This is a genomic window from Caulobacter endophyticus (assembly GCF_029543245.1).
Lineage (GTDB): Bacteria > Pseudomonadota > Alphaproteobacteria > Caulobacterales > Caulobacteraceae > Caulobacter > Caulobacter endophyticus_A.
The window spans coordinates 1-17,594 of sequence record NZ_JARQWV010000040.1 but is presented as its reverse complement, the minus strand read 5'-3'; the positions used below and the strand labels follow the sequence as shown (position 1 = coordinate 17,594).

The 17,594-nt window shown below is 68.9% G+C and carries 13 protein-coding genes and 1 pseudogene; 12 read left to right on the top strand and 2 right to left on the bottom strand.

Annotation, left to right across the window (positions count from 1 at the left end):
• Positions 1–8: 8 nt before the first annotated feature.
• The 9 genes and pseudogenes from P7A99_RS25305 to P7A99_RS24270 form a co-directional block, all read left to right on the top strand.
• A pseudogene (locus P7A99_RS25305) lies at positions 9–155 on the top strand (hypothetical protein); the annotation flags it as partial.
• 87 nt (positions 156–242) lie between these two features.
• Positions 243–1,286: a lysine-2,3-aminomutase-like protein gene (locus P7A99_RS24305; RefSeq protein WP_431307704.1), complete on the top strand. Its 1,044-nt coding sequence runs from the start codon at positions 243–245 to the stop codon at positions 1,284–1,286.
• Between the two features lie 4 nt (positions 1,287–1,290).
• A complete protein-coding gene (locus tag P7A99_RS24300; protein WP_277796287.1) occupies positions 1,291–2,052 on the top strand; it encodes a pseudouridine synthase in 762 nt (253 codons plus the stop codon).
• Positions 2,053–2,060: 8 nt separating this feature from the next.
• Positions 2,061–2,720 (top strand): hypothetical protein, encoded by a 660-nt coding sequence (locus tag P7A99_RS24295; RefSeq protein ID WP_277796286.1) that lies wholly within the window; start codon positions 2,061–2,063, stop codon positions 2,718–2,720.
• Positions 2,721–2,849: 129 nt separating this feature from the next.
• Positions 2,850–3,086 (top strand): BA14K family protein, encoded by a 237-nt coding sequence (locus tag P7A99_RS24290; RefSeq protein ID WP_277796285.1) that lies wholly within the window; start codon positions 2,850–2,852, stop codon positions 3,084–3,086.
• A gap of 140 nt (positions 3,087–3,226) precedes the next feature.
• The gene (locus tag P7A99_RS24285; protein ID WP_277796284.1) at positions 3,227–4,543 is read left to right on the top strand and encodes an efflux RND transporter periplasmic adaptor subunit; all 1,317 of its coding nucleotides are present in this window, start codon (positions 3,227–3,229) and stop codon (positions 4,541–4,543) included.
• 15 nt (positions 4,544–4,558) lie between these two features.
• The gene (locus P7A99_RS24280; RefSeq protein ID WP_277796283.1) at positions 4,559–7,681 is read left to right on the top strand and encodes a multidrug efflux RND transporter permease subunit; all 3,123 of its coding nucleotides are present in this window, start codon (positions 4,559–4,561) and stop codon (positions 7,679–7,681) included.
• Positions 7,678–10,878 carry an efflux RND transporter permease subunit gene (locus P7A99_RS24275; RefSeq protein WP_277796282.1) on the top strand — a complete coding sequence of 1,067 codons (3,201 nt, stop codon included), beginning with the start codon at positions 7,678–7,680 and terminating at the stop codon, positions 10,876–10,878. Before P7A99_RS24280 ends, P7A99_RS24275 begins: the two co-directional genes overlap by 4 nt.
• Entirely contained in the window at positions 10,875–12,308 is a 1,434-nt protein-coding gene (locus tag P7A99_RS24270; RefSeq protein ID WP_277796281.1) for an efflux transporter outer membrane subunit, read from the top strand. The genes P7A99_RS24275 and P7A99_RS24270 overlap by 4 nt, the downstream gene beginning before the upstream one ends.
• Before the next feature lie 115 nt (positions 12,309–12,423).
• Here P7A99_RS24270 and P7A99_RS24265 read toward each other — a convergent pair whose 3' ends face one another.
• Entirely contained in the window at positions 12,424–12,786 is a 363-nt protein-coding gene (locus tag P7A99_RS24265; protein WP_277796280.1) for a CZB domain-containing protein, read from the bottom strand.
• 222 nt (positions 12,787–13,008) lie between these two features.
• On the opposite strand from P7A99_RS24265, the gene P7A99_RS24260 reads away from it, so the two are divergent.
• Positions 13,009–13,275 carry a FecR/PupR family sigma factor regulator gene (locus tag P7A99_RS24260; protein WP_277796279.1) on the top strand — a complete coding sequence of 89 codons (267 nt, stop codon included), beginning with the start codon at positions 13,009–13,011 and terminating at the stop codon, positions 13,273–13,275.
• A gap of 123 nt (positions 13,276–13,398) precedes the next feature.
• Here P7A99_RS24260 and P7A99_RS24255 read toward each other — a convergent pair whose 3' ends face one another.
• Positions 13,399–16,398 carry a TonB-dependent receptor domain-containing protein gene (locus P7A99_RS24255; protein WP_277796278.1) on the bottom strand — a complete coding sequence of 1,000 codons (3,000 nt, stop codon included), beginning with the start codon at positions 16,396–16,398 and terminating at the stop codon, positions 13,399–13,401.
• Between the two features lie 226 nt (positions 16,399–16,624).
• Between P7A99_RS24255 and P7A99_RS24250 the strand changes: the two genes are divergently transcribed.
• Together P7A99_RS24250 and P7A99_RS24245 are read left to right on the top strand one after the other, a co-directional pair.
• The gene (locus P7A99_RS24250; protein ID WP_058346819.1) at positions 16,625–16,831 is read left to right on the top strand and encodes a hypothetical protein; all 207 of its coding nucleotides are present in this window, start codon (positions 16,625–16,627) and stop codon (positions 16,829–16,831) included.
• A 137-nt stretch (positions 16,832–16,968) separates the two neighbouring features.
• Positions 16,969–17,594 (top strand): dicarboxylate/amino acid:cation symporter (locus P7A99_RS24245; protein ID WP_277796277.1); only part of this gene is annotated, 626 nt, incomplete at its 3' end.

Genomic DNA, 17,594 nt, shown 5'->3' with positions numbered 1-17,594 from the left:
CCCGCCGTCATCCCGGCCGGAGCGAAGCGGAGAGCCGGGACCCAGGGGTCACTGCAGTGCGCTGGCGACCGCCGGGGCGCTTGATCCAGGCGCACGCGCCCAGCCCCCTGGGTCCCGGGTCTGCGGTCCGCTACGCGGCCCTCCGCCCGGGATGACGAGCCAAGGGGGGCAGCGACAATGACCGCCACGCCCACGCCCAGATTTGCCAACCACGCCCGTTCGGCGCATATCCCGCAGCGATCATGATCGCCGCCAAGAAGACCCTCCGCAGCGCCGGCGCCCTGGCCGAGGCCGGACTCGTCGCCGCCGACCGCCTGCCGGCGCTGGAGCGCGTGGCCGCCCAGTACGCGGTGGCCATCACGCCCGACATGGCCCAACTGATCGACGAGGCCGATCCGTTCGACCCGATCGCGCGCCAGTTCGTGGCCGACGAAGCCGAGCTGACGACCCTGCCCGCCGAGTCCGAAGACCCGATCGGCGACTTCGCCCACAGCCCGGTCGAGGGGATCGTCCACCGCTATCCCGACCGGGTGCTGCTGAAGCCCACCCACACCTGCGCGGTCTACTGCCGGTTCTGCTTCCGGCGCGAGATGGTCGGCCCCGAGGGCCTCAAGACCCTGTCGCCGGACGAGCTGGACGCGGCCTTCGCCTATGTCGCCGCCCGCCCGCAGATCTGGGAGGTGATCGTCACCGGCGGGGATCCCTTCGTGCTGTCGCCGCGCCGCATCGCCGACCTGATGGACCGGCTCGAAGCGATCGAGCACGTCAAGGTCGTGCGCTTTCACACGCGTATTCCTTCCGTGGATCCAGCGGCGGTGACCCCCGAATTGGTGGCGGCGCTCAAGCGGGGCTCCAAGGCCGTCTATGTCGCCCTGCACGCCAACCATGCCCGCGAACTGACCCCCGCCGCCCGCGCCGCCTGCGCGCGCCTCGTGGATGCGGGCGTGCCGATGATCGGCCAGACCGTGCTCTTGAAGGGCGTCAACGACGATCCCGAAAGCCTGGGCGCGCTGATGCGGGCGCTGGTCGAGACCCGGGTGAAGCCCTACTACCTGCACCAAGGGGATCTCGCCCCCGGCACCAGCCACCTGCGCACCTCGGTCGAGGAAGGCCAGGCGCTGATGAAGGCCATTCGCGGCCGCTATTCGGGCCTGTGCCAGCCGACCTACGTGCTCGACATCCCCGACGGCCACGGCAAGGTTCCGATCGGCCCCACCTATCTAGACGCCGGCGCGGTGGAAGACCCGCGCGGCCAGACCCACGCCTATCCCCCGAAAGTCGACTGATCCCATGGCCTGGACCCGCACCTACGACGAGGCCGAGCCTCAGCGCGTCAACAAGTGGCTGGCCCAGAGCGGGGTCTGCTCGCGCCGCGAGGCCGAGGCCCTGATCGGCCAGGGCCTGGTGACCATCGACGGCGAGGTGGTGGAAGACGCCGGCCGCAAGATCCTGCCCGGCCAGACCCTGGTGCTGAACGACGGCGCGACCGCCAAGCTGGGCGCGGCCATGACGGTGATGATCCACAAGCCTGTCGGCATCGTCTCGTCCCAGCCCGAGGGCGAGCAGATCCCGGCCGTGCGCCTGCTGACCAAGGCCGCCCAGTTCGGCCAGCCCGGCCCCGTGCCCGGCCGCGACAGCAAGCTGGCCCCGGTCGGTCGCCTGGACATGGACTCCCGCGGCCTGCTGATCCTGTCCGAGGACGGCGTGGTGGCCAAGGCCGTGATCGGCCCGGAGTCGACGCTGGAAAAGGAATACCGCGTCCGGGTTCGCGGCGAGCTGACCCGCGAGAAGATCGACTGGCTGCGCCACGGCCTGGAGCTGGACGGCCGCAAGCTCAAGCGCGCCGTCGTCGACCGCCTGGGCCAGGAAACCCTGCGCTTCGTGCTGACCGAGGGCCGCAACCGCCAGATCCGCCGCATGTGCGACCTCGTGGAACTGGACGTCATCGACCTGTTCCGCCATCGCGTCGGCCCGATCGAGCTGGGCGACCTGCCCGAAGGCCGCTGGCGCCCGCTGACGCCGGCCGAGCGCGAGGCGCTGATCCGGGGGTGAGGAGCGGGGTGAGCGAGATGCACTGGCGCAGCCTGACCACCCGCGACCCCGTCCTTCTGCGTCCCGTCGGCGAGACGGCGATCGGCGTTTTCGGCGGTGAGCCGTTCGAGGCCCGCGTTGTCGCCATTCTCGGCGCGGCGGATGACGCGCCCTTCGTTGTCCAGCTGCTCTCCCCCGCCGCCGCCAATCTCGATGAGGACACCGGCCTTCACCTCGCGTTCGCCGAGGCCGACGACTGGTGGCGTGACAGCGGCCAGGCCGAGGCGCGACTTTTTCGGTTCCCGGCCAATTCCCCCGCCCGGCGTGAAGGCGTCGTGGGCGAACCCGTTGGGAGCCTGCTCTGTGAAAGACGTGCGTTCTCCCCGGCCGATGTCTTCGCCGAGAGCGAGACGGGCGGAGGGTCACGAATGCTCTGCGCCGTCGAACTGGAGCGGTTGGTCGACTATGCCAGGACACGTGGCGACGCGGTCGTCTGGGTCGAGACCTATGAACTGCGGGGCGTGTTCGAGCATCCCCGGATCGACCTTGGCCTCTATGGCCTGGAGGGCGACGATCCGGCCCTGACCTCGACGCAGCGCATCGAGATGGCCACACGCGACATCGTCGAGATGCTCAGCCTGGCGAGCGCGGAGGGCGGCCGTTTCGGCTTCCGGGCCTGGGTCGGCTGAAGCGCTCCGGGCGCTCTGCCCAACTCCCGCCACGGCGTGTTGCAAGTTCGCCGAAAGCCGTTTCAAAGCCGCAACATCGTCGCGACGTGACGTTGTTAGCCAGTCGATCTCAATACACTGGAGATCGACATGAAAGTCGTCGTCACCGCGCTTGCCCTTGGCGCCCTCGCCCTGTCCACCCCCGTGCTCGCGCAGGGTCACGACCGCCACGACACCCCCGCCCCGCGCCACGAGCAGGCCAAGCCGGGCAAGGAAACCAAGCAACAGCGCCACGTGCGCGCCTGCAAGGCCAAGTATCGCTCCTACGACGTCAAGCGTGACGCGTACCGCGGCCAGGGTGGCCGATGGATCAAATGCCGCCTCTAGCAGTTTAGCTTGAGCGTCGGGTCGCCAGGGTCGGCGACCCGACTTTTCGTGCATCGCTTACGCTTCCGCCGGGGTCCCTGAGGGACGACGGCGTCTTCGACCATCTTCGCCGCCGCACCGTCCGCGCCCAGAGGCCGTCCATGACCGAACCCCGCCCGTCCCTCGCCGTCCGCAAGCCCAGCCGCCGGGCGCGGATCATCGGCGGCGCCGTCGCCCTGGCCGCCCTGGCGGGCGTGGGCGTTCTGGCCTGGACGCTGCTGAACGGCGGCGGCGACACGGGTCCAGGCGGTCCTGGCGGTCCCGGTGGCCCAGGCGGTCCTGGCGGCGGCGGCCGTCGCGGCGGTCCGGCCAGCACCGTGGCGGTGGCCACGGCGGCCAAGGCCGACCTGCCGGTGGTGATCGAGGCGCTGGGCACCGTCACGCCGGCGGCGACCGTCACCGTCAAGCCGCAGGTCTCGGGCGTCATCACCCAGGTGCTGTTCCGCGAGGGCCAGATGGTCCAGGCCGGCCAGACCCTGGTGCAGATCGACCAGCGGCCGTTCCAGATGGCGCTGATGGAGGCGCAGGGCAACCTGACCCGCGACGAGGCCCAACTGGCCGTCGCCCGCCTGACCCTCAAGCGCTACCAGACCCTGCTGGAGCAGGATTCCATCGCCCGCCAGGAGGTCGACACCCAGGCCGCCACCGTCAAGCAGCTGGAAGGCACGGTGATGGCCGACCGGGCCGCGGTCGGCACGGCTCGCCTGAACGTCGGCTTCTCGCGCATCACCGCCCCGGTCAGCGGGCGCGTAGGCCTGCGCGTCGTCGACGTCGGCAACTACGTCGCCTCGGGCGACGCCAGCGGGGTGGCGGTGATCACCACCCTGTCGCCGATCGACGTCGAGTTCACCGTCCCGCAGGACGACGTGCCGCGCATCTCGCAGCGGGTGTTCGGCGGCGCGACCCTGCCGGTCACGGTGCTGGACCGCACGCGCACCAACACGCTCGATCAGGGCACGTTCTCGACCTTGGACAACCTCGTGGACACCGGCACCGGCACGGTGAAGGGCAAGGCCCGCTTCCCCAACACCGGCGGCAAGCTGTTCCCCAGCCAGTTCGTCAATGTCCGCATCCAGCTCGACACCTTGAAGGACGCCGTGGTCGTGCCGGCCACCGCCGTGCGCCAGGGCTCGGACGGCGCCTTCGTCTGGAAGCTCAAGAGCGACCAGACCGTCACCAAGACCAAGGTCACGACCGGCCAGTCGACCACCACCCAGGTGGCGATCACCCAAGGCCTCGCCGTCGGCGACAAGGTCATCACCGAGGGCGGCGACCGCCTGACCGAGGGCGGCAAGGTGCAGCTGCCGGGCCAGGCGGCTCAGCGCCAGGGCGGACAACGCGGCGAGAGGGGCCAGCGCGGCAAGCGTCCGGAAGGCGCGCCTCCCGGCGGCGGTGAAGGCCGTCGGCGTCCGGAATAATCGGACGCCCAGCCGATGAACCCCTCTCGCCCCTTCATCCAGCGGCCGGTCGCCACGGCCCTGTTCATGGCGGCCATCGTGCTGGCCGGTCTGGTCGGCTTTCGGCTGCTGCCGCTGTCGGCCCTGCCGCAGGTCGACTACCCCACCATCCAGGTGCAGACCCTCTATCCGGGGGCCAGCCCCGAGGTGATGAGCCAGACCGTCACCGCCCCGCTGGAACGCCAGCTGGGCGAGATGTCGGGCCTGGCCCGTATGAGCTCGGTCAGCACGGCCGGCGCCAGCGTCATCACCTTGCAGTTCAACCTGGGTGAAACCCTCGACGTCGCCGAGCAGGAAGTGCAGGCGGCGATGAACGCGGCCAACTCGCTGCTGCCGGCCGACCTGCCCGCCCCGCCGGTCTACGCCAAGGTCAATCCGGCCGACGCGCCGGTGCTGACCCTGTCGATCACGTCTGACACCCTGCCGCTGACCGAGGTGCAGAACCTGGTCAATACGCGCCTGGCCCAGAAGATCAGCCAGGTCTCGGGCGTGGGCCTGGTCTCGCTGAGCGGCGGCCAGAAGCCGGCCATCCGCATCCAGGCCGACACCCAGGCCATGGCCTCCTACGGCCTGACCCTGGCCGAGCTGCAAAGCGCCATCGACAACTCCAACGCCAATAGCGCCAAGGGCAGCTTCGACGGCCCCACCCGCACCTACACCATCAACGCCAACGACCAGCTGCTGACGGTCGACGACTATCTGAACCTGATCGTCACCTACAAGAACGAGGCCCCGATCCGCATCCGCGACGTGGCCACCGTCGTGCAGAGCGCCGAGAACACCCGCCTGGGCGCCTGGGCCGGCAAGACCCCGGCGATCATCGTCAACGTCCAGCGCCAGCCGGGCGCCAACGTCATCAAGACCGTCGACGCCATCAAGGCCAAGCTGCCCGAGCTGCAAGCCGGCCTGCCGGCGACGCTGAAGGTCGAGGTGCTGGCCGACCGCACCACCGGCATCCGCGCCTCGGTGCACCATGTCGAGATGGAGCTGATCCTGGCCGTGGTGATGGTCGTGCTGGTGATCTTCTTCTTCCTGCACTCCATGCGCGCGACGATCATCGCCAGCCTGGCCGTGCCGATCTCGCTGATCGGCTCGTGCGGGGTGATGTACCTCTTGGGCTACAGCCTCAACAATCTCTCCCTGATGGCCCTGACCATCGCCACGGGCTTCGTCGTCGACGACGCCATCGTGATGATCGAGAACATCATCCGCCACATGGAGAAGGGCGAAAAGCCGATGCAGGCGGCGCTGAAGGGCGCGCGCGAGATCGGCTTCACCATCATCTCGCTGACCATCTCGCTGATCGCGGTGCTGATCCCGCTGCTGTTCATGGGCGACGTGGTCGGGCGCCTGTTCCGCGAGTTCGCCGTCAGCCTGGCCATCACCATCCTGATCTCGGCCGTGGTGTCGCTGACCCTGACGCCGATGCTGTCGGCCCGCTGGCTGAAGAGCCACGAGGAGGACAAGCCCGGCCGTGTCGGCCGCAAGGCCCAGGAGGTCTTCGAGAAGATCGAGGCCCGCTACGAGACGGCTCTGGCCTGGGTCATGGCCCGCCAGAAGGCGACCCTGGTCGTGGCCGTCGCCACCCTGGTGCTGACCGGCGTGCTGTACATGGTCATCCCCAAGGGCCTGTTCCCCACCCAGGACACCGGCCAGCTGCAGGCCCGCACCGAGGTCGAGCAGTCGGTGTCGTACGAGCGCATGGCCGGCCTGCAACAGCAGGCGGCCGCCGCGATCCTCGAGGACCCGGCCGTGGCCAGCGTGGCGTCGTTCATCGGCGTCGACGGGGCCAACAACAGCATGCTCCACACCGGCCAGATGCAGATCAACCTGAAGGGCGACCGCAAGGGCTCGCAGGAGAAGATCATGCAGCGGCTGCGCGAGCGCGTGGCGCAAGTGCCCGGCGTCACCCTCTATCTCCAGCCGACCCAGGACCTGACCATCGACGCCGAGAGCGGCCCGACCCAGTACCGCCTGTCGCTGGAAGGCGCCGACACCGCCACCGTCAAGGAGTGGGCCGGCAAGCTCTCCGAAAAGCTCGCGACCGTGAAGGCCGTCCGCAACATCTACAGCGACGCCTCGGCCACGGGGGCGGCGGCCTATATCGACATCGACCGCGACACCGCAGCGAGGCTTTCGATCACCGCCTCGGACGTCGACGACGCCCTCTACAGCGCGTTTGGCCAGCGGATCGTCTCGACCATCTTCACCGAGACCAACCAGTACCGCGTGATCCTGGAGGCCAAGCCGGGCCTGCTGACCGACCCGGCCTCGCTGGGGAACCTGAACCTGCGCACGGGCGGCGGCTCGCCTGCGCCGCTGGCGGCCTTCTCGACCATCAAGGAGCAGCAGTCGCCGCTGCAGGTGACCCACGTGGCCCAGTTCCCGGCCACCACGATCGGCTTCGACACCGCCCCGGGCGTCTCGCTGGGCCACGCCGTCGACGAGATCCGCGCGGCGATGAAGGACATCGCCATGCCCTCGTCGGTGACCCACACCTTCCTGGGCGCGGCCGGGGCCTATGAGAACTCGCTGAGCAACCAGCTTTGGCTGATCCTGGCGGCCGTGGTCTGCGTCTACATCGTGCTGGGCGTGCTCTACGAGAGCTACATCCACCCGCTGACCATCCTGTCGACCCTGCCCTCGGCCGGCGTCGGGGCCCTGCTGGCCCTGTGGCTGACCGGCCATGACCTCGGCGTGATCGGGATCATCGGCATCATCCTGCTGATCGGCATCGTCAAGAAGAACGCGATCATGATGATCGACTTCGCCATCGAGGCCGAGCGCAACGAGGGCAAGTCGCCGGAGGAGGCCATCTTCCAGGCCGCCATCCTGCGCTTCCGCCCGATCCTGATGACCACCCTGGCGGCCCTGTTCGCCGCCGTGCCGCTGATGCTGGGCTTTGGCGAAGGCGCCGAGCTGCGCCGCCCGCTGGGCATCGCCATCTTCGGCGGCCTGCTGGTCAGCCAGCTCCTGACCATGTTCACCACGCCCGTCGTCTATCTCGCCTTCGACCGCATCGCGCCCTCGGGCAAGAAGCGCCGCGAAGACGCCGATGAGGATCGCGTCGACCAGCCGCTGCCGGGGCTGCCGTCATGAACCTGTCGGCGCCCTTCATCCGCCGGCCGGTGGCCACGGTCCTGCTGACCATCGGCCTCGCTTTGGCCGGGATCTTCGCCTTCTTCGTGCTGCCGGTCTCGCCGCTGCCGCAGGTGGACTATCCGACCATCTCGGTGTCGGCCAGCCTGTCGGGGGCCAGTCCCGAGACCATGGCCTCCAGCGTCGCCACCCCGCTGGAACGGCGCCTGGGCGTCATCTCCGGCGTCAACGAGATGACCTCGCAGAGCTCGTCGGGCTCGTCCCGGGTGACCTTGCAGTTCGACCTCAACCGCAAGATCGACGGCGCCGCCCGCGAAGTGCAGGCGGCCATCAACGCCGCCCGCGCCGACCTGCCCGCCACGCTGCGCAGCAACCCCACCTATCGCAAGATGAACCCGTCGGACTCGCCGGTGATCATCCTGGCCCTGACCTCCGACACCAAGACCCCCGGCCAGATCTACGACGCGGTGTCCAACATCGTCTCGCAGCGGGTCTCGCAGGTGCAGGGCGTGGGCGACGTCGAGATCGGCGGCGGCTCGCTGCCGGCCGTGCGGATCTCGGTCAATCCGTTCCTGCTCAACAAGTACGGGGTCAGCCTGGAGGACGTGCGCGCGGCCATCCAGTCGGCCAACGCCAACCGCCCCAAGGGCGCGGTCGAGGGCGACGGCAAGCGCTTCCAGATCTACACCTCCAGCAGCGGCCGCAAGGCGGCCGACTATGCCGGGCTGCTGGTCGCCTGGCGGGGCGACGCGGGGGTCAAGCTGTCGGACGTGGCCAGCGTCACCGACAGCGTCGCCGACACCCGCACCCTGGGTCTCTTCAACGGCAAGCCGGCAATCATCGTGCTGATCACCCGCCAGCCGGGCGCCAACATCATCCAGACCGTCGACAGCGTGCGCGCGGCCCTGCCGGAGCTGCGCGAGCAGCTGCCCGCCGACATCAAGGTGCAGGTGGCCAGCGACAGCACCAACTCGATCCGCGCCTCGCTGCACGAGATCGAGGTCACCCTGCTGATCTCGATCGTGCTGGTGGTGCTGGTGGTCAGCGCCTTCCTGCGCAGCGCCCGGGCGACCTTCATCCCGACGGCGGCGACCATCGTCTCGCTGCTGGGCACCTTCGGCGTGATGTACCTGATGGGCTTCTCGCTGAACAACCTGTCCCTGATGGCCATCACGGTGGCCACCGGCTTCGTGGTCGACGACGCCATCGTGGTGCTGGAGAACACCCAGCGCCACATCGAGGCGGGCATGGACCGCTTCAAGGCCGCCGTTCTGGGCGCGCGCGAGGTCGGCTTCACCGTGCTGTCGATCAGCGTCTCGCTGGTGGCGGTGTTCATCCCGCTGCTGTTCATGGGCGGCCAGGTGGGGCGCCTCTTCCGCGAGTTCGCCGTCACCCTGTCGGCGGCGGTGCTGATCTCGCTGGTCATCAGCCTGACGACCACGCCGATGATGTGCGCCTACATGCTGAAAGCCCGCCCTGAGGGCCACAAGGAAGGACCCGTCGCCCGCTTCTTCGAGCGGATGTTCGACAGGATCCAGGCGATCTACGCCCGCACGCTGGACTGGGCCCTGCACGCCAAGCCGCTGGTGATGGTCATGCTGGTCGCCGTCATCGGCATGACCGTCTGGCTCTACATCGCCGTGCCCAAGGGTTTCTTCCCGCAGCAGGACAGCGGCCAGCTGATGGCCGGCATGCGCGCCGACGAGAGCGTCTCGTCCAAGGCCATGCAGGCCAAGCTGCGGACCGTGGTCGACATCATCCGCAAGGACCCCGCCGTCGACACCGTGGTCGGCTTCACCGGCGGCAATCGCGCGGGCGGCGGCTTCATGTTTGTCAATCTCAAGCCGATCAAGGAGCGCAAGGAGAAGGGCAGCGCCGTCATCGCCCGCCTGCGACCGCAGTTGCAGAAGGTCACCGGCCTGTCGATCTTCCTCAACCCCGTGCAGGACGTGCGCATGGGCGGCCGGTCGAGCAACTCGACCTACCAGTACACCCTGACCAGCGACTCCAGCGCCGCCCTCAAGGAGTGGGCGCCTAAGCTGGCCGAGGCGATGAAGACCCATTCCGACGTCATGACCGACGTCGACAGCGACCAGTCGGAGAACGGCGTCGAGACCCTGGTGACGATCGACCGCGACAGCGCCTCGCGCATGGGGGTCACGCCCCGCGCCGTCGACAACGCGCTCTACAACGCCTTCGGCCAGCGCCAGGTCGGGACCATCTACGAAGACGTCAACCAGTACGGCGTGATCCTGGAGTGGGACCAGAAGTTCGCCCAGGGTCCCGAGGCGCTGAACGACGTCTATGTACCGACCTCGACCAGCGGGACGACCACGGCGGCCAGCACCAGCGGGGCGTCGGTCAATCCCTCGCAGCGCGACGCCTCGACGGGTTCGACGCTGAACACCTCGGCCACGCCGATGACTCCGCTGACGGCCATCGCCAGCGTCAGCCAGAACGCCACCCCGACCAGCGTCAACCACCAGAACGGCGAGCTGGCGACCACCGTGTCGTTCAACCTGCCCGACGGGGTGTCGCTGTCGCAGGCCCAGGCGGCGATCACCCAGGCCGAGGCCGACATCGGCCTGCCGACCAGCGTGCGCGGCAGCTTCCAGGGCAGCGCCCGCAGCTACAACGAGCAGATGAAGCAGCAGCCGTTCCTGATCGCGGCGGCCATCGTGGCGATCTACATCGTGCTGGGCATCCTCTACGAAAGCTACGTCCACCCGGTGACGGTGCTGTCGACCCTGCCGGCCGCCGGCGTCGGGGCGGTGCTGGCGCTGCTGCTGTTCGGCATGGAGTTCTCGATCATCGCCCTGATCGGGGTGTTCCTGCTGCTGGGCATCGTCAAGAAGAACGCCATCCTGATCATCGACTTCGCCCTGGAGGCCCAGCGCGGCCGCGGCCTGACGGCGATCGAGGCGGTACGTGAAGCCAGCCTTCTGCGCTTCCGTCCGATCCTGATGACGACGCTGGCCGCCGCCCTGGGCGCCCTGCCCCTGGCCATCGGCTTTGGCGAAGGCGCCGAGCTGCGCCGGCCGCTGGGCATCACCATCATCGGCGGCCTGATCGCCAGCCAGCTTCTGACCCTCATCACCACCCCCGTGGTCTACGTCTATCTCGACCGCCTGCGCGGCAAGCGGCGCGACGAGCGCGACCTGACCCACATGCCCTCCGCGCCGGAGCTCGCCCGATGACCGCCCGCCTCCTGACCGCTCTGCCCCTTCTGGCTCTGGTCGCCGCCTGCTCGACGACGCCGGCCTACGACACGCCCAAGCTCGCCTCGCCGACGCCCGCCACGTGGAAGGCGATGGACGGCTGGAAGGCCGCCACGCCCTCCGACCATCTGGATCGCGGCGACTGGTGGACCCTGCTGGGCGACGCCCAGCTGAACGCCCTGGCCGAGCGGGTGAAGGTGGACAACCAGACCATCGCCGCCGCCGAGGCCGCCTATCGCCAGGCCCGCGCCCTGGTGAAGGAGCAGCGCGCCTCGCTGTTCCCCAGCATCGACCTGTCGGCCTCGGGCACGCGCTCGGGGGGCGGCGGGACCAGCAGCGCGCCGGGCGCCGGCGGGGCCACCAGCTCGGGCGACACCAAGCGCTACGCCGCCAGCATCGGCGCCAGCTGGGAGCCCGACGTCTGGGGCCGCATCCGCGCCTCGATCGGCAACGCCAGCGCCAGCGCCCAGGCCAGCGCCGCCGACCTGGCGGCCGCCCAGCTGTCGGCCCAGGGAGAATTAGCGGTAAGCTATCTGGGCCTGCGCCAGAGCGACATCGAGATCGCCCTCGTCCAGGCCACGGTCGACGGTTACCAGCGCAGCCTGAAGATCACCCAGAACCGCTACGACGCCGGCATCGCCCCGCGCTCGGACGTGCTGCAGGCCCAGACCACCCTGGCCAACGCCCAGTCCAGCCTGGAGGGCCTGACCCAGACCCGCGCGACCTACGAGAACGCCATCGCCGTGCTGGTCGGCCAGCCGGCCGGCGGCTTCCGCATCGTCGCCGATCCGAACTGGACCGCGAGCGTGCCGAAGATCCCCGTCGGCCTGCCCTCGGCCCTGCTGGAGCGCCGTCCCGACGTCGCCGCCGCCGAGCGTCGCGTGGCGGCCGCCAACGCCCAGATCGGCGTGGCCCGCGCGGCCTACTTCCCCACCTTCACGATCAGCGGATCGGGCAGCTCGACCGCCAGCGTCTTGGGCGACCTCTTCTCGGCCTCGGCCAACACCTGGTCGCTGGGGCTGTCGGCGGCCCAGACCCTGTTCGACGCCGGCGCCCGGAAGGCCCAGGTCGCCCAGGCCCGCGCCTCGTACGACGCGGCGGCCGCAAACTACCGCCAGACCGCTTTGACCGCCTTCCAGGATGTGGAGAACCAGCTGACGGCGGTGCGGGTGCTCGAGCGCCAGTACGCTCTCCTGGAGACCGCCTCCAAGGCCGCCGACCAGACCGAGCAGATGCTGCTGAACCAGTATCGCGCCGGCCAGGTGGCCTATACCGACGTGGTCAGCGCCCAGGCCACGGCCCTCTCGGCCCGCCGCGACCTGGCCTCGGCCCGTGTCTCGCGCCAGACGGCGGCCGTGGCCCTGGTGCAGGCGATCGGCGGCGGCTGGACGGGGTTGGAGGGCAAATAGAAGCTGAACGCCGCGGGTGGTCCTCGTCCTTCGACAAGCTCAGGAAGAGGACCAATTCAGGCGCCGGCGATGAAAAACCTCATCCTGAGCTTGTCGAAGGACGAGGTTTTCGCCCCTACCCCGCCGACGTTTCCATCGCCACGCGCAGCTTGCGGAAGGCGGCGGCGAGTTCCGACTTGGCGCCGGCCAGGGCCCCGCCGTTGCGGATCGCGCGGCGAGCGTCGGCGACCGCGCCGCGGTTGATCTGGTCGGCCACCTGGCCCGCGATGCGGTGGAAGTCGCGGTGCGCCTCCAGGCAGTGCAGGTGCAGGTGGCTGCCGGGCATGCGCTTGTGCCCCTCGCCATGCAGCCACTGGCCGGCGGCGCAGGTCCGCTCGGCCCGCACGGCGGCGGCGTCGACGGTGCGACCGGCGGCCATGGCGGCCTCCAGCTCGTCGCAGATGCGGTTGTGAAACTGGGTCTGTTCCACGAAATCCATGAGCACGCCCGCGCACTAAGCCAGCTGAAGCGGCGGCATGGCGGCTCTCGATTGCGCCAGTGTTGCGGCAAGGTTGCGGTTTGACGAAACCGCAACCGCAGTCTTTTGGCGCATCTGTTTTGGGAGCAGAGGGTCGCGGGCGCCGGGCGATATCCCGGGACGTCCCGCGGGAAACACGCACGCAACACCAGCCCGCATGATCGCGGTCAGGAGCAAGTACGCATGACCCGAACCGAAGACGACCTCCGCGAAGCCGCTGCCTGGCTGGAGCGCCTGCGTTCGCCCGAAGCCGGGCAAGGCGACCAGGAAGAGTTCGAGACCTGGGCGGCCCACCCCCGCCGCCGCGACGCCTTTGAGGCGGTGCGCGCGGTCGACGCCGAGATCACGAGCTGGGATCCGCCGGCGCCGGTCTCGCCCTGGCCGATCCTCGGCGCGCTGGCCCTGGGGGCCGGCGGCCTGATGGCGGCGGCGGGCCTGCTGATCCACTGAACGCGAAAAGGGCGCCGGCCCGCCAAGACCGGCGCCCTTCCTCGCCGCCGCCGGGGCTGACTGGGCGGCGAGCGCCGGACGCGCAAAGGGGGAGAAGCGCGCCCGGGTAGCTTCAGGCTTCGACTAGAAGCGCTTGCGGATGCCCACGTAGTAGGAGCGGCCGAGCACGTCGTAGTTCTGCGGGTCGTAGTTGCCCTCGGTGTCGCCCACCTGCGGCGGAGCCTTGTCGAACAGGTTGTTGACGCCGAAACGCAGGGCGGTGTCCCAGGGCAGCTCGACGCGGCCGTTCAGGTCGAAGGCGTTGTAGGCCTTCACGCCGCGCGAGGTGCTGGTCGGGGTGACGACCTTGGCCGAGTTCTCCATGGCCTCGATCCAGCGCCAGCGCAGGCCCAGGCTGGCCGGACCCCAGGTGTAGGTGCCCGAGGTGACCGACTTCCACTTGGGGTGAGCCGTGCCGGCGGTGCTTTCCACGCCCGTGCCGATGGTGCCGACATAGTCGTAGACCGGCGCGCCCGGCAGGTTCTGGATCTTGAACTTGTCGGTGTAGCCCAGGGCCACGTTCAGGGCGAAGGAGCCCGGGATCATGTCCAGGGCGCTGTCGGCGAAGTCGAAGCTCCAGTCGACCTGCACGTCGACGCCGGTGGTCTGGAACTGGCCCAGGTTCAGCAGCGGCTGGACGGGGTTGGTCGGCACGCCGCTGGCCGAGTTACGGGTCAGCAGCGAGCAGTAGTAGTTGCTCGGGTCGTAGGTCGGGTTGGAGCCGCCCGAATTGAAGCAGAACTGGAAGGCGTTGACGATCGACAGGCTGCCGATCGCGTCCTTCACCTTGATGTCGTACCAGTCGACCGAGGCCGTCAGGCGGCTGAGCAGCGGGTGCTCGAACGGCGAGCGCAGGACGGCGCCGAACGAATAGGTGTCGGCGGTTTCTTCCTGCAGGTCCGGGTTGCCGCCGGTGAGGGCGAACACCTGGGCCGTGCCCAGCTGGTAGCTGTCGATGATCGCCGTCGGCACGCCCTGCGCCAGGCAGAGGCTGCGAACCGCCGCGGCGTTGGCGCCCGTCCGCCAGGACGAACGCACGTCGCAGGGATCGCCGTTGGTGGTGGTCGACGAGGCCGTGCCGATGGCCACCGAACCCGTCGAGACCGGCGCGTAGAGCTCGCCGACGCTGGGGGCGCGGATGGCGCGGTTGTAGCCGCCGCGCAGGCGGACCGGCTCGACGATCTTCCAGTCGAAGTCGGCCTTGTAGGTCTGCACGCCGCCGACCGAGCTGTAGTCGGAGTAGCGGTAGCCGAGGTCGAGATTGAACTCCTCGATGAACGGCAGGTCCTTCAGCACCGGCACCAGCAGTTCGCCGTAGACTTCATAGGTGTCCACCGAACCCGAGGCGTCGCGCAGCACGCTGTAGCCCAGGATGTCGCTGGTGCCGTCGGGCTGGTTCAGCTGGGCGTCGGGCTTGAAGGTGTATTCGTTCGAGCGGTAGTCCGTACCGGCGGCGAACTTCACCGTGCCGGCGGGCAGGTCGAACAGCGAACCGGAGACGTTCACCTCGACCATGCGCTGCTCGAGGGTGTTCTGGTTCAGGGTGCGGCGCGACATGTAGCGGGCGCACTCGGCCGACGGCGTCAGGTTGCCGAAGGGGTTCCAGCCGCCGGCGCAGTATTCGGTGCCGCCGGTCGGGCTGTTGAGCAGGCGCGAGATGGCGCTGGCGCTGGCGCCGCCGGTCTGCTCGTTGTCGAACTTGGCGCGGCTGAACGAGACGTAGCCGTCCCAGGTCCAGTCCTTGAAGCCGGTTTCACCCGACAGGCCGTTGGTGAACTGGAAGACGTCGTAGCTGTACTTCTGGATGCGCGGACCCAGGATATCCAGCGCCTTGTAGAAGGTGAAGGCGGCGTTCGGGGTCGGGCGCGAGGCCAGGATCGGACGGAAGTCGGTCGGGACGAACGGGTTGGTGACCGGCACGGTCAGGCCGTAGACGTTCGAGGCCAGGGTCGGGTTCGAGACGCCCACCGAGACGTAGTCGGTGAAGGTGAACTGCGAGAAGAACTTCAGATTGTCGGTCAGGTCGTAGTCGACCTTGGCGAACACGGCGTAGCGGTCGAGGTCCGACTGCATCGAGCTGCCGTTGTAGCCGAAGTTGACCTGCTGCGAGGTGCCCGAGGCGTTGGCGTTGACGATGTAGGCGTTGTCGGTCTGCGGGTCGCGGAAGTTCAGGACCGGCACGCCCGAGGTCGAGAACAGGGTCTGGTCGGTGTTGAAGCCGATCTGGCCGGTATAGCGGCCGGCGCTGTTGCCGGTCAGGGCGGCGGTGCCGTAGCTGCCCTGGAACAGGTTGTTGATCGAGGCCAGGGTCGGCAGGTTGGCGCCGAACAGCACCGTGCCTTGCGGGATGGTCGACAGGCCCGGCGCCGAGGTGCGGAAGATGTAGTAGTCGCGCGCACTTTGCAGGGCGCGGTCACGGTTGGTGTAGTCGAACGACAGCACCGCCCGGCCCTTGCCCTCGGCGAAGTCCGAGCCGCCCGTGATCGAGAAGCGGAACGACTCGGCGTCGCCCTTTTCCGAGATGCCGTACTGGGCGTCGGCGGTCAGGCCGTTGAAGCTGCGCTTGAGCTTGAAGTTGACGACGCCGGCGGTGGCGTCCGAGCCGTAGGCGGTCGAGGCGCCGCCGGTGATCACTTCGACGTTCTCGATCAGCGCTTCGGGGATGATATTGAGGTCGACCGAACCGTCGGGGTTGGACGGTTGCAGGCGACGGCCGTCGAGCAGGATCAGGGTGCGCTTGGCGCCCAGGCCCCGAAGGCTGGCGTAGGACTGGCCGCCGTTGAGGCCCGTGCTGGTCGAGCCGGTGTTGCCCTGGCCGAACGAGCCGGTGAACTGCGGCATCTGCGACAGGGCCTTTTCGACCGTCACCTGGCCGGTGGCCTCGATGGCGGCGGCGCCGACGGTCTGGATCGGGCTGTTGGCCACATAGTCCTGGCGGGCGATGCGCGAGCCGGTGACGACGACGGCCTCGACGGCCTGGGGCTCTTCGGGGGCCGCGGCCTCCTGGGCGTGGGCGACGCCGAGCATCAGCGCGCCATACGCGCAGCCGCCGGCCATCATCCGCTTCAAGGTCCTCGATCGCATACTTGCATCCCCTTTGGATTGGGTCGCGCCCCTCGCGCTTCCGATCCTCAAGACGCAGCCTGTTTCCGAACCCACACCTCCCCGACAACTTTTTGCCGCAGAGCCAAGTCACGGATTGGTAAGGAGAAAAATTTTTGCTTTTGGACGTGAGGAAACGCGTGCGGCCTGCGTCTTGATAGATGCGGGCCGCTCATGTCGGCCTCCTGAACAGAGCTACGGGACCGCCATGCCGGACGTGATCCAGATCCCCGCCGAACATTTCGAGCGATTGAAGAGCCGCCTGCCCGCCATCACCCGCGAGCACCTCAACAACGTCTACGGCATCAGCGAGACCACCTGGACCAAGCTGCGCCGGGGCGAGCCGATCAAGCGGGTCACCTGGGAGCGGCTGCTGAGCCGCTATGAGCGCCTGCAAAAGGCCGCCGCATCCTGATCTTCGCGCTCTAGCGCTCCCGACACCGCCGGACCGGCCAAGCCGCGCCCGCTGCCTGCCCCTTTCCCAAAATCCACGCGCACCACGGACGCCCCTGCGGCGCCCGGCGCGTTCGCCGCGTGCGCAAAGGCTCCTTGATGAACAAACGCTTCGCCTATCTGATCGTCGGCGCGATGGTGCTGGGGATCCTCGTCGGCTGGGGGTGCAACCAGTTCCTGGACGCCGAGGGCGCCAAGTCGGCCGCCTCGGGTCTTTCTCTGATCACCGACATCTTCCTGCGGCTGATCAAGATGATCATCGCCCCGCTGGTGTTCACCACCCTGGTGGCCGGCATCGCCCACATGGAGGACGCCGCCGCGGTGGGCCGCATCGGCGCCAAGACGCTTGGCTGGTTCATCGGCGCCTCGGCGATCTCGCTGCTGCTGGGCCTCTTGATGGTTCACCTGCTGGCCCCGGGCCATGGCCTGCACCTGGTCGAGGCGGCGGTGTCGTCCAAGCCGGCCGCCACCACCGAGGCCTTCACCCTCAAGGGCTTCATCACCCACCTGGTGCCGACCTCGATCTTCGACGCCATGGCCAAGAACGAGATCCTGCAGATCGTGGTGTTCTCGCTGTTCGTCGGCACCGCCGTGGCGGCGCTGGACGACAAGGCCCCGCAGGTGCTGCATCTGGTCGAACAGTGCGCCCAGATCATGCTGAAGGTCACCGGCTTCGTCATGAAGCTGGCCCCGCTGGCGATCTTCGCGGCCCTGGCCTCGACCAT

Coding starts and splice junctions, on each gene's coding strand:
- P7A99_RS24305 (WP_431307704.1), top strand. CDS start 243: ATGATCGCCGCCAAGAAGACCCTCCGCAGCGCCGGCGCCCTGGCCGAG.
- P7A99_RS24300 (WP_277796287.1), top strand. CDS start 1,291: ATGGCCTGGACCCGCACCTACGACGAGGCCGAGCCTCAGCGCGTCAAC.
- P7A99_RS24290 (WP_277796285.1), top strand. CDS start 2,850: ATGAAAGTCGTCGTCACCGCGCTTGCCCTTGGCGCCCTCGCCCTGTCC.
- P7A99_RS24285 (WP_277796284.1), top strand. CDS start 3,227: ATGACCGAACCCCGCCCGTCCCTCGCCGTCCGCAAGCCCAGCCGCCGG.
- P7A99_RS24280 (WP_277796283.1), top strand. CDS start 4,559: ATGAACCCCTCTCGCCCCTTCATCCAGCGGCCGGTCGCCACGGCCCTG.
- P7A99_RS24275 (WP_277796282.1), top strand. CDS start 7,678: ATGAACCTGTCGGCGCCCTTCATCCGCCGGCCGGTGGCCACGGTCCTG.
- P7A99_RS24270 (WP_277796281.1), top strand. CDS start 10,875: ATGACCGCCCGCCTCCTGACCGCTCTGCCCCTTCTGGCTCTGGTCGCC.
- P7A99_RS24265 (WP_277796280.1), bottom strand. CDS start 12,786: ATGGATTTCGTGGAACAGACCCAGTTTCACAACCGCATCTGCGACGAG.
- P7A99_RS24260 (WP_277796279.1), top strand. CDS start 13,009: ATGACCCGAACCGAAGACGACCTCCGCGAAGCCGCTGCCTGGCTGGAG.
- P7A99_RS24255 (WP_277796278.1), bottom strand. CDS start 16,398: ATGCGATCGAGGACCTTGAAGCGGATGATGGCCGGCGGCTGCGCGTAT.
- P7A99_RS24250 (WP_058346819.1), top strand. CDS start 16,625: ATGCCGGACGTGATCCAGATCCCCGCCGAACATTTCGAGCGATTGAAG.